We start from the raw sequence: 13933 nt of genomic DNA, 5'->3' as shown, positions 1-13933 counted from the left end.
CCACACCGAGGGTGGAAGACACGGGGCCGTGGCCGACACCATCCATGGTGGCGTGCACAACTACTATCGGCTTCCGCCGGAGAATGCACCGTTCGAGGAGCGACTGGAAACCGCACTCAAGTTTTTGGACTCCGGCCAGGCAACCACAGCACGACGGCTGCTGGACCGGCTCATCGTCGAGGCCCCGAATTCCGGTGAGGTCTGCTTCTACTGGCTACTAGCCTTCTTCGGCGGCCGTACCTACTGGGAGTTGTCCGCCGAGGAACGGGACCGGGTGACCGCGGAGATCAGGCGCATCGGCGAACTACCCACAAACAGCTGGTCGACCGGCATTGATGTCATTCGGCGTCTGGTGTACGCCGGCCGAGCACGGCCGGACGAGCCGGTCTCCGACTCCGGAATCGAAGCGGATCTCAACGGATTGCCGCCGATCGTCGGCGCCGAGATCCGGCAGCATTTGGAGCGCCTCATTCAGGGCTCGCTCAAGGACGAATTGTGGCAGGGAGACATCCAGCAAGCCAAGGCCGGCCGCACAGCAGGCGATCGGCGACAACGAGTCTGGAAGTTCTTCGAGCCGGACCCGCTGCCACCGAGGGTCTGCCCGGTGAGCGAAGTCGCTGTCTCACGTATGGCAAAGGCACTGCTGGGGATCGTCGCTGTTTCGGTGATCGGCGCGTCCGGAACCCTGGGCTCGCTCGTGATCCAGCGAGGTGATTCCCCCAGCGTCATCGTTCTGGCAGGAGCCCTGCTGATGGCAGTGCTGGCCTGGAGATCGGGAGTGAACTGGCGATTCCGTGCGGAGGCCCAGGGCACACTGGACCAGGAACGACGTACGATCCGATCCCGGGAGGGCTCTCCACGGCCCGGTGGTTTCGCTGACGAGGTGAACCAGCTCTACCTGGAATACCTTCAACGATTCGCCGCCGGAAGCGACCGGGAACGTGCGGCCTGGTCATCCGCCGCGTACATCCCGCTGTGCCGGCTTCGCAATGACCTGGTCGATGCCTACCGTGAACGGCCGGCAACCGCTGACCGGGTCAAATGGCTGATCCGGTTTCAGGTCAAGGACATGCGACGCCGATGGGTGCGAGGAGAAGCTCTCGATGCGAGGGTCCGTGTCCCCGTCATCCTGCGCCTCACCACCATCGTCTCGGCCGGCCTCACCCTGCCTGCCCTGGTGTGGGTGCTGCAGTCCGCCGTACGGCAGGATGCCCTCCGCGCCACCGGCGCTCTCCTCGCCCTCGCATTCGCCGCGGCGATAGCGGCCACCGTCGGCCTCCGAATCATGGTGGAACACGAGCATGCCCGGGCTGGAGGCGCCAGGCGGGAGCGACTGCTGACGGGGTACCGGGCCGAGTACCGGCGGTGGCAGCGCCGATTGGCCGACCGGCCCACGGACATGGAGATGGCGCAGTGGCTCGACTGCGATCGTCGTCTCCTGCTGGATCAGGCCATCCGGGAATATCGGCTGAAGTGGAGCGACATCCAGGCCTATGCCTCGCTGGAAGCGGGCGGCCCGCACAGCCGGAAGGCACGGGTGACCAACGGCCCCTGGCGATACTCGCGGTATCGCATGCTGGTGTTTCTGCTCACCTCAGACGGGATCCGGCAGCTCACCACCGACCTCGTATTCGAGGAGGGCGCCTTTCACCGGTGGGAACGTACGAACTATCGGTATGACGCGGTCGCGGCCGTCCAGGTATCGGTCGGGGACGAGGACGCCACCGAGTTCCATCTGTTCCTCGTCAGCGGCACCGACATCGAGGTGGAGGTAACCGAGAGTGGCCGGCCCGGGGCGGACGACGATCCACAGGTGCTCGTTGACGGAGCCGAGGACGCGACCGGGCTGCGGCACACGCTGTTCGTCCTCGAGGGTGTCGCCGCAGAGGGCCGGCGGTGGTGGACTGGGCCCGCGTATCAGCGCGCTGCTGAGATGCGAGCGAGCCCGCTGACCGATGATCCAGGGGTTGCGGCTCGAGTCGGTTGAGGTTGGATAGTCCTGGGCATGACGAACGAACTTCATGTGATCGGGGAGGTGGCGCGGCGGACCGGGCTTTCGGTCAGTGCCATCCGGTTCTATGCCGATGAGGGGATCGTTCCCGCTTCCGGGTTCAACAGTGCCGGGCATCGGCTGTACGACGTGACCGCGGTCGCGCGGCTCGAACTCATCCGGACGTTGCGTGAGCTGGGGACCGGGCTCGAGGAGATCCGGCGGCTGCTGGCCGGCGAGACCACGCTGCGGTACCTGATCGCCGAGCATCTGGAGCTGGTCGAGCGGCAGGGGCGGGAGCTGCAGGCCCGGCGGTCGGTGCTGCGGGCGCTCAACCGGGATCTGCCGCCGGTGGACCGGTCCGGGCTCATGCACCGGCTGGTGTCGATGAGTGACCAGGAGCGGGAACGGCTGGTCGACGACTTCTGGGCGGAGGCCGGCGCCGATCTGCCGGCCGACTTCGCCGAGCGGCTCGGGACGACCCGGCCGCGGCTGCCGGAGGATCCGACCGGTGAGCAGCTGGACGCCTGGATCGAGTTGGCCGACCTGCTGAAGGACACGGACTTCCGGGCGGCGGTACGGGACTATCTGCGCGAGACCCACACCGGGTTCCCGGGGGCCTCGGTGATGACGTCGGCTCCGGTGCAGGACTACATCCACGCCGGTCAGGGCACGATGACCCGGATCCTGGACGCCTACCGGTCGGGGCTGCCGGCCGGCTCGGACTACGCGCGTGAGCTGGCCGGGCGTCTGGCCGCCGAGAGTGCCGCGGCGGTCGGGCTGGACGATTCGCCGGAGCGGCGGGAACGACTGGCCGCCGCCTATCTGATGCTGGAGGAGATCGGCGACGGGTCGGACCACGAGCCGTTCCAGGCCACCCACGGTCGTTATCTCGAGCTGGTGACCAGGGTGAACGCTCCGGCTCCGAACCCGTACGCCGATGTGGATCTGAAGGGTTTGAGCGGTTGGATGGCGACGGCGCTGGGCCGCTGATCAGAACGGTTTGGTCTGCAGCCCGGTGAAACCGCCGGTGGCGACCATGCCGGTCTCGTCGCCGCGGATCTCGCCGCTCGGGCCGATCAGGTTGAACGCGCCGGAGTCGCCGTGCGCGGCCACCCGCCAGGTCTGTGTCGCGGCGCCCTCCCGGCAGGGTTGCAGGCTCAGCGGGACACCACCGGTGTCGGTCACGCACCAGCCGAGCCGGGCCACCGGCACGATGATCACCCGGTTGGCGGCTTTCACCGGCGCCGGGATCAGCGACATCTCGGCCGTGGCGGCGCCGGCGCTGCCGGTGAAGTCGACCACATCGCCGGGACCGACGGCCAGGCCCAGGCCGGTGCCCGCGTCGGCGACGTCGATCAGGACACCTTTGTCCAGGTCGACGCCGATCTGCCGGATCTGGTCGACGTTCGAGGTGACACCGCCGGTCCAGGACGGCATGGCGGTCGGCCCCGCCGGTGCGGACGGCGAGACCGACTCGGCGGGCAGGATCGGCTCGGGTGAGGACGAGCCGCGGGACAGGACGGCGCCGAGACCGGCGGCGGCGATCAGGACGGCGGCGAAGGCGGCTCCGGTCGCCCGGTTGCGCCGCCGCCGGTCGCCACGGCGGCGGATCTCGGCGGACAGGGCCGGCGCGGCGGTCCGCTGGAGGTGGTCGGCGTACGAGTCCAGGCCCTGCTGGATGCGATCGTCAGACATCGCGGTGCTCCCGGCCCGTGTCAAAAGTGGTGCTGCCCGAGTCGAAGGTGGTGCTGTCCGACTCGAGGGTGTCGGTCAGGTGGGCGGCCAGTGCCCGCCGGCCCCGCGCCAGCCAGGTGGTGACCGTCCCGGCCGGGATGCCGGTCTCCTGATGGATCTCGGCGACGCTCAGTCCGGCGATGTGGTGCAGGACGATCACCCGGCGCTGGTCGGCGGGGATCTTACGCAGTGCGGCGACGATCGCGACATGGTCGGGGCTGAGCGCCTCGACGCTCTGATCGAGGGTGTCGCGGTGGTGGGCCCGGAGCCGGTTGACGGCCTTGCGCCAGGTGCTGACCGCCTGGCGGTACGCGACCTGGCGTACCCAGGCCTCCGGGTTCTCGTACTGACTGATCTTGTGCCATCGGTTCCAGGCTCTCAGGTACGCCTCGGAGACGGCGTCCTCGGCCTCGGCCCGGCTGTTCACCATCATGGTGACCTGGGCGAGGACGCGACGCGAGGACATCGCATAGAAGCTGTCGAAGTCCTCGGTGTCGCGCAAGTCCCCGCTCCGGTTCAGTTCGCGTACAGGATGGTCTGGAGTCCGACCCGGCCCTTGCCGTTGGTGGTGATCTTCCCGTTGTCGACGCGGATCACACCATACATCCCGTGAAGTTCGAATTGTCCCGAGTCGCCCGCGGGCCGCAGCTCGAAGATCTGCTGCGCCTTGCCGGCCTTGCAGGTCTCCAGCTTCATCGCGGCGCCCTTGGTGTCCGCGACGCAGTACCCGGCGCCCAGGTCCTCGTTGTAGAACGGGGGCTTGATCACCACCCGGTTCTTGGCGGACGTCTGGGCCGGCTGGAGGAACATCATCGTGTTGTCGGTGCGCTTGGTGCCGTGGAAGTCCACGACGCTGTTCTTGCCGACCGACAGGTACCGGTTCTGGCCGTCGTCGGCGACGTCGATCAGCACGCTCTTCTGCACGTCGATACCGAGCGACTTGAGCTCGGAGAGGTTCGACACCGGCTTCTTGGTGGCCTTCGGCTTGGCGGCGGCAGCCTTGCCCGCGGCGGCGGCCGGGGCCTCAGCGGCGGGGGTGGTCACGACCGGGGCCGGCGTGGAGGTCGCGGCGGCGGGCAGCAGATCCACCGGGCTGGACGCCGGGGCCGGGGTTCCGTTCGCGCAGGCCGACAGGGTGACCGCGCTGAGGACGGCGACTGCTCCGAAGACGATGGAACGCATGGGGGTGCTCCTTGGTGGTGGGGTGTGTCCTTCTGATGCCATGGACACGCCCCACCCGGAGCCCTGATTTCAGAGAAAAGGTAACGGAAAGATAACGGCTGCGATCACTCGAAGAACTTGAGCCCGAACCCGGTGCTGGTGGTCGCGCCGGGCACGTTGGCCCGGCGGTAGGTGACACTCCCCCACCAGACGGCGGTGCCGGTGTACCAGTAGCGGTTCGACCAGGAGTACGGCGCGCCCTTGGCGACCGCGTGGTACATCGTCGGGAACCGGTTGCCGGACGGCGGGCTGGTGGCGATGTCCCCGCGCTCCAGGACGAAGGTGTGGTGGCCGGGGCCGTCGGCGTACAGCGTGGGATCCCAGCCGGACATCAGCTCCGAGGCGTTCGAGCCGAACAGGCAGCCGTTGCTCTTGTACCAGTCCCAGACGTAGGACGGGTCGCCGCCGGAGCGCAGGCGCAGGTCGGCCAGGCAGTACCTGCTGCTCCAGCTGCCGTTCGCGGAGTAGACGATGTGCAGCTGGCCGTTCGGGTCCAGGATCGGTTCGGGCGCCTCGTTGATGTACGGGTTGCCGACCACCCGCTCCCAGGCTTCCCGGGGCTGGGAGATGACGTACCGCGAACCGGTCGTGGTGGTGGGGCTGCTCATCCGTGCCACGTAGAGGTTCTGCTCCACGTTGGTGGCGCCGGACCAGCCGGACCAGACGAACCAGCGCTGCCCCTGGTAGGTGAAGGGCACGCCGTCGATGGCCCACCTGTCGTCCGGCAGCGCCACCTTCGTCGCCGCCGAGTAACCACTGGCCGGGCTGGCCGAGCTGATGTGGTACATCCGGTGGGCGGCGCCGGTGCCGGCGGCGAAGTAGATCCGGTACTGGCCGTCGTGGTGGACGATCTCCGGGGCCCACACCTCGCCGAGGCCCGCGGTGTCCCGCCAGACCTGCTGCTTGGTGGCGGTGGCGATGCCCTCCAGGGTGGACGCGGTGCGGACGGCCACGCCGCCGTCGACGGACTTGGCCGAGACGTACAGGCCGTTGACCTTGATGACGCTGGGGTCGGCACCGCCGAGGGTGGTGCGGGCGGCCGACGAGGGCTGCCCGACGGCCAGGGTGCCGACTAGGACGAGGATGCTGAGCGCGGTGAGCCAACGAGAACGAGGCATATGAAAACTTTATTAAAAATAAAGCCTCGGCAACAGTGCTCAGATCTCCGGCGTGACGCAGACGTAGACCGCCTCGTGCAGAGCCGCCGGGCCGAGCCGGACACCCGTCAGGAAGTCGGCGAGGGCGAGACTGGCCGCCGGATCGTACGGGCCGGTCCGGGGCGCGCCGATCTCCAGGTTGAAACCCACCTCGGCCATGATCTGCACCAGCGAGTTCGACTTCGTGCCGATGCGCAGGCCGGCGTGCTCCGGGTCGAAGGCGAGCTGGACGATGCCGTCACGCATCCAGAGGAAGTGCGAGCCGCTCTCCTCGGTGCTGTGCGCGACCAGGGTGGTGCCGGCCGAGAGCCGCTCGGCCCCGTCGTGCCCGAGGAAGTCGCCGCCCCACTCGACCAGCAGCACCCAGCCGGGCAGCTGGGTCAAGGCGACCACCCGCTCGCTCTCCAGACGCTCGAAGACCGGACCCAGGTCACCGGGCAGCCCGGCGACCACGTCCTCGGGGAGCCCGTGCACGACCAGGGGCCCTGGGACGGCCTCGGGGTTCTCGCCCCCGATCCGCCGGACCGCCTCGTCCAGCGCCAGGTCCCCGACCAGGGTCAGGCAGTAGGAGGCGGCGAGACGGGCGTACTGCTTGGTGAACCAGTCGTAGCGTTCGGCGGTGCTGATCATGTCTTCATCGTCGCCGGTGCGGGCGGGCCGCCCGGCGATTTGCCGAAAATCCACCGGCCTGGGGCTGTTAGCACTGTTTACTGATAGATGCGCCATCCATCTGTCCACTTAGGTTGATAGCATGCTCCGGTTCTGCCCGGCGCCCTGTGGAGTGAGATGTGAGCGACCCGGAACGCATCGGGGACTACCAGGTCGTCGGCAAGCTCGGTGCCGGTGGCATGGGTGTCGTCTATCTGGCCCGCAAGGGCACCGACCGGCCGGTCGCGGTCAAGGTGGTGCACGCCGGGGTCGCCGGGGATCCGGAGTTCCGCCGCCGGTTCCGCGAGGAGGTGGCCGCCGCCCGGCAGGTCCCGCCGTTCTGCACCGCCGAGTTGCTGGACGCCGACCCGGACGCGCCCGAGCCCTACCTGGTGGTCGAGTACGTGGACGGCCCCACCCTCGGCGAGGAGGTCCGCACCAAGGGCCCGCTGAACGCGGCGAACCTGCACAGCCTGGCGATCGGGGTGGCCACCGCACTGACCGCGATCCACGGCGCGGGCGTGATCCACCGCGACCTCAAACCGGGCAACGTGCTGCTCGCCCCAGGCAGCCCCAAGGTGATCGATTTCGGTATCGCCCGGGCCATGGAAGCCACCGAGAACCGGCTCACCCGCACCGGCGTCTACATGGGCACCGTCAACTACATGGCCCCGGAACGCTTCGACGAACCGGCCAGCCCGCTCACCCCGGCCGCCGACGTCTTCGCCTGGGGCTGTGTGCTGGCCTTCGCCGGGACCGGGCGGCCGCCGTTCGACGCGGGCACGCCGATGGCGACGATGGCCCGGATCGTGGCGGGCAAGCCGTCGCTGGACGGGTTCCCGCAGGGGCCGCTGCGGGAGCTGGTCGAACGGGCGCTGTCCACCGATCCGGCGGCCCGGCCGAACGCCCGGGAGCTGCTCGATCTCCTGCTGGGCGGCAAACCGAGCCCGCTCCCGGCCCCGGCCCCGGCCCCGCTTCCGCTCCCCGGGAAAGCAGAGGCGCCCGCGACGAAGAAGGGACGGAAGGTCGCCGTACTGGCGAGTGCGGTACTCGTCCTGGTGACGTTGCTCGGCGGCGCCGGGCTGCTCGCCCGGCGGAACTCCGCCCAGGCCGTCAGCCCGGTCGTCCCGGAGCCCGGGGCCCCGCAGAGCAGCGGTGTGGCCGCCGCGCCGCCGGTCCAGGCGCCGGCGAAACCCAGCGTCCCGGGCCCGGCCTCGGAGAAACCGGCCGTGAAGACGCCGAAGAGCCAGTCCCCGGCGCCGTCCCCGGCCGGGTCGAAGACGGCGAAGGCCGCGGCGGCGCCGGACAACCTGCCGCCGGCCCGGGGCGCCGGCAAGGAGGTCTACGGCCCGTACTTCATCGTCAACCTGGCCACCGGCTTCTGCGTCGACATCGACGGTGTCGGCGCCGGTGCCCCGGAGCAGCCGGTCCTCCAGGACCTGTGCAAGAAGGTCGACGAGGACAACCAGGAGTTCACGTTCGTCCGGCGCGGCGCCGACAAGGCCGGCAACCAGCTGTACTGGATCCGCAACAGCGACGACGGCCTGTGCCTGGACGTGCCCGGCACCGGCGCCGTCGACCTGACCACCCCGGTCACCGAGAACAGCTGCCTGGAGGGCGACAACCAGGAGTACCGCATCCAGTACCGGCTCGGCTCCGGCGGCCGCAAGTACTTCTGGATCATCAACTCGGCGACCGAGTACTGCCTGGACGTCTACGGCGAGGCCGACGGCGGCCCGGCCACCCACCTGACCCTGGTGAACTGTGTGACAGGCGACGACCACGAGTGGGCCCTGGTCCGCAAGGCCGACTGGTGACGGTTCAGAGGATCCGGGGCAGCGGCGGCAGGGCGGGCCGGTCCAGCCAGGCGGCGAACAGCTCGTCCAGGGAGCCGGTCGCGTACCGGGCGGCGTGCTCGCGGAACAGGGTGGTCGTCACGGTCTGGTGCCGGTGCTCGGCCACCCACGAGCGCAGCAGCGCGAAGAACGCCTGCTCACCGATCTTGGCGCGCAGCGCGTGCAGGGTCAGCGCGCCACGCTTGTAGACCAGCGGGTCGAACATCCGGTCCACTCCGGGGTCGGCGACCACCACGTTCGCCGGGTGCGCCGCGAGCCAGGCGTGCCATCCGGAGGCGTGCGCGTTGGTCGAGGGGCCGCCGGAGGCGCCGGACCACAACCATTCGGCGTACGTCGCGAAACCCTCGTTGAGCCAGATGTGCCGCCAGTCGGCGACGGTCAGGCTGTTGCCGAACCACTGATGGGCGAGTTCGTGCACGACCAGCCGCTCGTGGGTGCGCCGGCCGTCCAGGTGGTTGCGCCCGAAGACGGCCATGCCCTGGGCCTCGACCGGGTCGTCCAGGTCGTCGTCGGCCACCACCAGCACGTACTCCTTGAACGGGTACGGGCCGAACAGCCGCTCCAGGACGTCCATGATCTCGCCGTGCCGGCCGAGGTCGTGCTTGACCACGCCCCGCACCCGCGGGGTGATCGCGGCCCGCTGCGGCACCCCGCCGGCGGCCAGGTCGATCATCTCGTAGCGGCCGATCTGGACACTCATCAGGTACGGCGCGGTCGGTTCCTCCCGCTCGTACACCCAGGTGGTGCTGCCCGCCCCGCGCCGCTTGGACACCAGGTCGCCGGTCACCAGAACCGTGTACGGCGACGGCGCGGTGAACGTGACCAGGAACGACGCCTTGTCACCGGGCCGGTCGTTGCACGGGAACCAGGACGGCGAACCGTTCGGCTGGCTGGCCACCAGCACCCCGTCGCTGAGCTCGTCCCAGCCGATGTCCCCCCAGCGGCCGGTCACCGGGCCGGGCTTGCCGGAGTACCGGATCTCGGTCCGGATCGTCGCTCCGTAACCGATCGGGCGCTCGGGTTTGATCCGGAGCTTGCCGGCCCGGTGCTCGAACTTGGCCGGCCTGCCGTCCACCCGCACGTCCTTGACCTGCAGCCGGGCCGCCAGGTCGAGGGTGAACCGGGACAGCGGCTGGACGGCGCGCGCGGTCACCACCGCCCGGCCGGCCAGCCGGTTCGACACGATCCGGTAGTCGAGATCCAGGTCGTAGTGCAGCACCCGGTAGCCGCCGTTGCCGTGTTCCGGCAGGTACGGATCGGTCGAACGGTCGGCGCCCGGGGTCGCCCCGAGGGGGACGGGTGGGGTCATACCCGGCGGGAGGCCGTCACCGGCCAGGTCGCGACCGGGTTGCCGAGCCAGCGGCTGTCGTCGGGCACCGCGTCGCCGCGGGTGACCAGCGAGCCGGGGCCCACGGTGGTACGAGCACCGATGCTCGCGCCGGGCAACACGATCCCGTGCGGGCCGAGAGTGGCGCCCGCGGCCAGAGTGACCTCATCCATGCTCATGATCCGATCATGGAACAGGTGGGTCTGTACAACGCACCCCCGGTTGACGGTCGCGCCGTCACCGAGAGTGACCAGATCGAACTCGGGGAGCCACAGCGTCTCCAGCCAGACACCCCGGCCGATCTTCGCGCCCAGGGTCCGCAGCCAGAGGGTGAGCAGCGGGGTGCCGGCGGCCAGCCGGAACAGCCACGGCGAGGCCAGGACCTCGACGAACGTGTCGGCCAGCTCGTTGCGCCAGACGAACGACGTCCACAGCGCCCGCTCGCCGGACCGGAACCGGCCGACCAGCAGCCACTTCGCGGCGGTCGCCAGCAGCGCGCCGGTGATCGCGCCGGCGAACAGCACCGGCCCGGCGGCGGCCACCGCGATCCAGCCGCCGAAGGTCTGCCAGATCAGGGTGAGCGCGGCCAGCACACCGACGGCCAGCACGCCGGCCAGCATCACCGGGATCACCCGGCACAGCTCGACCAGGGCGCGGGCCACCTTGAGACGGGTGGGCGGGTCGAAGGTACGGCCGGTGTCGGCGGTCTGCTCGATCCGGCGCAGCGGCATCGGCGGGGCGCCCAGCCAGGACGAGCCCTTCTTGGCCTTGCGCGGCGCCGACGACAGCACGCCGACCAGGCCGCGTTTCGGCACCGAGCGGCCGGGCGCGGCCATTCCGGAGTTGCCGAGGAACGCCTGCTTGCCGATCCGGGCCGGGGCGACCCGCAGCCAGCCGTGGTCGAGTTCGTAGGTGGCGACCATGGTGTCGTCGGCCAGGAACGCGCCGTCGTCGACGGTGGTCATCGCCGGGACCGCGAGCACCGTGGAGATCTCGGTGCCCCGGCCCACCTTGGCGCCGAGCAGCCGCAGCCAGACCGGCGTGAACAGGCTGGAGTAGATCGGGAACAGCGCGACCCGGGCCATCCCCATCAGGTGCTCGGTGGTCCACACCTGCCAGGCGACCCGGCCCTGGACCGGGTGGAAACCGGTGCGCAGGCCGACACTCAGCAGACGAACGAAGATCAACACCAGCATCGCGTACGCGGTCAGATAGGCGACCGCCGCGCCGGGCACCGCAAACAGCAGCGTGTCGCTGGTGAGGCCCCAGCCGAGCAGGGCGAGCGCCGGCACCGCGGCGACGACCGGGAGCAGGCTGAGCAGCTGCGCGGTCAGGCTGTAGACGAGGGTCCAGGACCGGGCGCTGAACCGGGACTTCGCCGGGCGCTGCACGGGCCAGGCGGTACCGCCCTTGCCGCTGACCGGAACCGCCGGGGAACCGGCCCAGCGCTCGTTCGCCGGCACCGCGCCGGTGACCGTCGAGCCCGCGCCGATCTTCGCGCCCTTGCCGACCCGGGCGCCGGGCATCAGGGTGCTGCGGGCGCCGACCCGGCCACCCGCGCCGACCCGGACGGTGCCGACCCGGACGACGTCGCCGTCCACCCAGTAACCGGACAGGTCGACCTCGGGCTCGATCGCCGCGCCACGGCCGAGTTTGAGCAGGCCGGTGACCGGCGGCGCGGAGTGCAGGTCGACGTCGCGGCCGAGACGGGCACCGAGCAGTTTCGCGTACGTGGTCATCCAGCCGGCGCCACCGATGCCTGTCGCACCGGTGAGTTCGGCGAACCGCTCCGCGGCCCAGAGCCGCAGGTGGACGCCGCCACCACGCGGGTACTTGCCGGGGCCGACCCCGCGCAGCAGCATCCGGGCCACTCCGGCCGACAGCAGGATCCGCCCGGGCGGGCTGAACAGCACCAGCCACGAGGCGGCCAGCCACCACCAGGAGACCGTCGGCAGCAGCGCCGTCGCCTTGCCCAGCGCGGCCAGCACGGTCAGCCAGCGCAGGCCGACCAGCGCCAGCATCGGCAGGGTGAGCAGCGCCTGGACGAGACCGGCCCGCTTCGGCGTCGGCGCGACCTCCCGGCGGGCCGTGGTGGTGGTGTCCAGGCCCTGCAGCACGATCGCCATCTGGGACAGGCGCGGGTTCTGGTAGATGTCGGCCACCGACACCTGCGGGTGGGTCTGCCGGATCCAGGCCACCAGCTGGGCGGCGTTCAGGCTGCCGCCGCCGCTGCTGAAGAAGTCGGCGCTCGCCTCGGCCGGGCGGAGTCCGAGGATCTCCTCCCAGCCGCCGGCCAGCCACTCCTCGGTGTCGGTCAGCTCGTCGGGGTCGGCGGTGGTGATCGCGAGGGGCCAGGGCAGCGCGGCCCGGTCGACCTTGCCGGAGGTGCGGGTCGGCAGGCCGTCGATCACCGCGAGCAGCGGGACCAGGGCGGCCGGCAGCTGTTCCCGGATCCGGTCGGTGGCGGCGGTCGTGTCGAAGTCGTCGGGGTCGTGCGGCACCAGGTAGCCGACCAGCAGCTGGTTGCCACCGGCGGTGCGCTTCACCGCGGCGGCGGCACCGGCCACTCCGGGCAGGGCTTGCAGGGCGGCGTCCACCTCGCCCAGCTCGATCCGGCGGCCGCCGAGTTTGACCTGCTCGTCGCCGCGCCCGAGGAACAGCAGGCCCTCGGGTTCGGCGCGGACGATGTCACCGCTGCGGTAGGCGCGCGCCCAGTCCATCGACGGCAGCGGGGCGAACTTCTCGGCGTCCTTGGCCGCGTCCAGGTAGCGGGCCAGGCCGACACCGCCGATGACCAGTTCACCGGTCTCGCCCATCCGCACCGGTTCGCCTGCCGCGTCGACGACGACGAGTTCCCAGCCGGCCAGCGGCAGGCCGATCCGCACCGGGCCCGCACCGGTCAGCCGGGCGGCGCAGGCGACCACCGTCGCCTCGGTCGGGCCGTAGGTGTTCCACAGCTCGCGGCCCTCGACGGCGAGCCGTTCGGCCAGCTCGGGCGGGCACGCCTCGCCACCGAAGATCAGCAGCCGGACGTCCTCGAGGGCTTCGGCGGGCCACAGCGCGGCCAGGGTCGGCACCGTGGAGACGACGGTGATGCGCTGCTCGGCCAGCCACGGGCCCAGGTCGACACCGCTGCGGACCAGCGAGCGGGCGGCCGGGACCAGGCAGGTTCCGTGCCGCCAGGCCAGCCACATCTCCTCGCAGGAGGCGTCGAACGCCACCGACAGGCCGGCCAGCACCCGGTCGGCCGGGCCGAGGGGCTCCACGTCGTCGTCGGCCAGGAACAGCTGGGCCTCGGCGTCGACGAACGCGGCGGCGGAACCGTGCGAGACCGCCACCCCCTTCGGGGTGCCGGTGGAACCGGAGGTGAAGATGATCCAGGCGTCGTCGGTCAGTCCCGGTTCGCCGGTCTTTCCTTCCGGCGTACGTTTCATCGTGACGGTCAGGCCGTCGCCGAGGACCGCACACACGCCCGCTTCGGCGAAGACCAGCTCGGCCCGCTCGTCGGGGTCGTCGGCGTCGACCGGCACGTAGGCCGCACCGGCCGCCAGCACCCCGAGGATGCCCAGGTAGAGGTCGACGGTGCCGGAGGCGATCCGGATGCCGACCCGGTCACCGACGCCGATGCCGTGCGTGGTGAGGGTGGCGCGCAGTGTCTCGATCTCTGCGGCCAGCTGCCGGTAGGTGAGCATCCGGGAGCCGGTGTCGATCGCCGGGGAGTCGCCGTGCGCCTGCACTGTGGCGTCGAGCAGGTCGATCAGGGTGCGGCGCATCGGGGCGGACGGGGAGTGGAAGACCGCCGGCGCCTCGGGCGCCAACAACGATTCCGGCAATTCGATCAGCTGTAGATCGGCTGTCACGGTCACTGAGCGCGCTCCACCTTCACCTCTGGTTCACCTGCCGTTAGCGGCAACACTCGAAGTTACGAGGACAAGATGAACAAACACGCTCGAACGACAGATTCGTGTTGACCGACACACCGAGACCATCCACTCGC

10 protein-coding genes are annotated in these 13933 nt (G+C 70.5%); 3 read left to right on the top strand and 7 right to left on the bottom strand.

The features are described from left to right. Positions 1–28 precede the first annotated feature (28 nt). Complete coding sequence (locus tag Aco03nite_RS25940) at positions 29–1987, top strand: hypothetical protein (RefSeq protein ID WP_203798754.1); 1959 nt, start codon at positions 29–31, stop codon at positions 1985–1987. Between the two features lie 18 nt (positions 1988–2005). After that, positions 2006–2983: a helix-turn-helix domain-containing protein gene (locus Aco03nite_RS25935; RefSeq protein WP_203798752.1), complete on the top strand. Its 978-nt coding sequence runs from the start codon at positions 2006–2008 to the stop codon at positions 2981–2983. On the opposite strand, the gene Aco03nite_RS25930 is transcribed toward Aco03nite_RS25935, so the two are convergent. The 5 genes from Aco03nite_RS25930 to Aco03nite_RS25910 all read right to left on the bottom strand — a co-directional run bounded on the left by Aco03nite_RS25930 (position 2984) and on the right by Aco03nite_RS25910 (position 6735). Further along, positions 2984–3688: a hypothetical protein gene (locus Aco03nite_RS25930; RefSeq protein WP_203798750.1), complete on the bottom strand. Its 705-nt coding sequence runs from the start codon at positions 3686–3688 to the stop codon at positions 2984–2986. Beyond that, complete coding sequence (locus Aco03nite_RS25925; RefSeq protein ID WP_203798749.1) at positions 3681–4229, bottom strand: RNA polymerase sigma factor; 549 nt, start codon at positions 4227–4229, stop codon at positions 3681–3683. Before Aco03nite_RS25925 ends, Aco03nite_RS25930 begins: the two co-directional genes overlap by 8 nt. Positions 4230–4243: 14 nt before the next feature. Continuing rightward, complete coding sequence (locus Aco03nite_RS25920; protein ID WP_203798748.1) at positions 4244–4909, bottom strand: hypothetical protein; 666 nt, start codon at positions 4907–4909, stop codon at positions 4244–4246. Positions 4910–5013: 104 nt separating this feature from the next. Continuing rightward, complete coding sequence (locus tag Aco03nite_RS25915) at positions 5014–6066, bottom strand: glycoside hydrolase family 43 protein (RefSeq protein ID WP_203798747.1); 1053 nt, start codon at positions 6064–6066, stop codon at positions 5014–5016. A 39-nt stretch (positions 6067–6105) separates the two neighbouring features. Then, positions 6106–6735 carry a DUF6461 domain-containing protein gene (locus Aco03nite_RS25910; protein WP_203798746.1) on the bottom strand — a complete coding sequence of 210 codons (630 nt, stop codon included), beginning with the start codon at positions 6733–6735 and terminating at the stop codon, positions 6106–6108. Between the two features lie 158 nt (positions 6736–6893). Between Aco03nite_RS25910 and Aco03nite_RS25905 the strand changes: the two genes are divergently transcribed. Next, entirely contained in the window at positions 6894–8570 is a 1677-nt protein-coding gene (locus tag Aco03nite_RS25905; protein ID WP_203798745.1) for a serine/threonine protein kinase, read from the top strand. A gap of 4 nt (positions 8571–8574) precedes the next feature. Here the strand turns inward: Aco03nite_RS25905 and Aco03nite_RS25900 are convergent, their stop codons facing one another. After that, positions 8575–9918 carry a M1 family metallopeptidase gene (locus Aco03nite_RS25900; protein ID WP_203798744.1) on the bottom strand — a complete coding sequence of 448 codons (1344 nt, stop codon included), beginning with the start codon at positions 9916–9918 and terminating at the stop codon, positions 8575–8577. Beyond that, positions 9915–13802, bottom strand: coding sequence for a Pls/PosA family non-ribosomal peptide synthetase (locus Aco03nite_RS25895; RefSeq protein ID WP_203798742.1), 3888 nt, complete (start codon positions 13800–13802; stop codon positions 9915–9917). Before Aco03nite_RS25895 ends, Aco03nite_RS25900 begins: the two co-directional genes overlap by 4 nt. Positions 13803–13933: the final 131 nt, after the last annotated feature.

Source organism: Actinoplanes couchii (assembly GCF_016862075.1).
In the GTDB taxonomy this organism is placed as follows: Bacteria; Actinomycetota; Actinomycetes; order Mycobacteriales; family Micromonosporaceae; genus Actinoplanes; species Actinoplanes couchii.
Note: the sequence above shows the minus strand (reverse complement) of the source record. Positions and strands in the feature narration are given on the sequence as shown.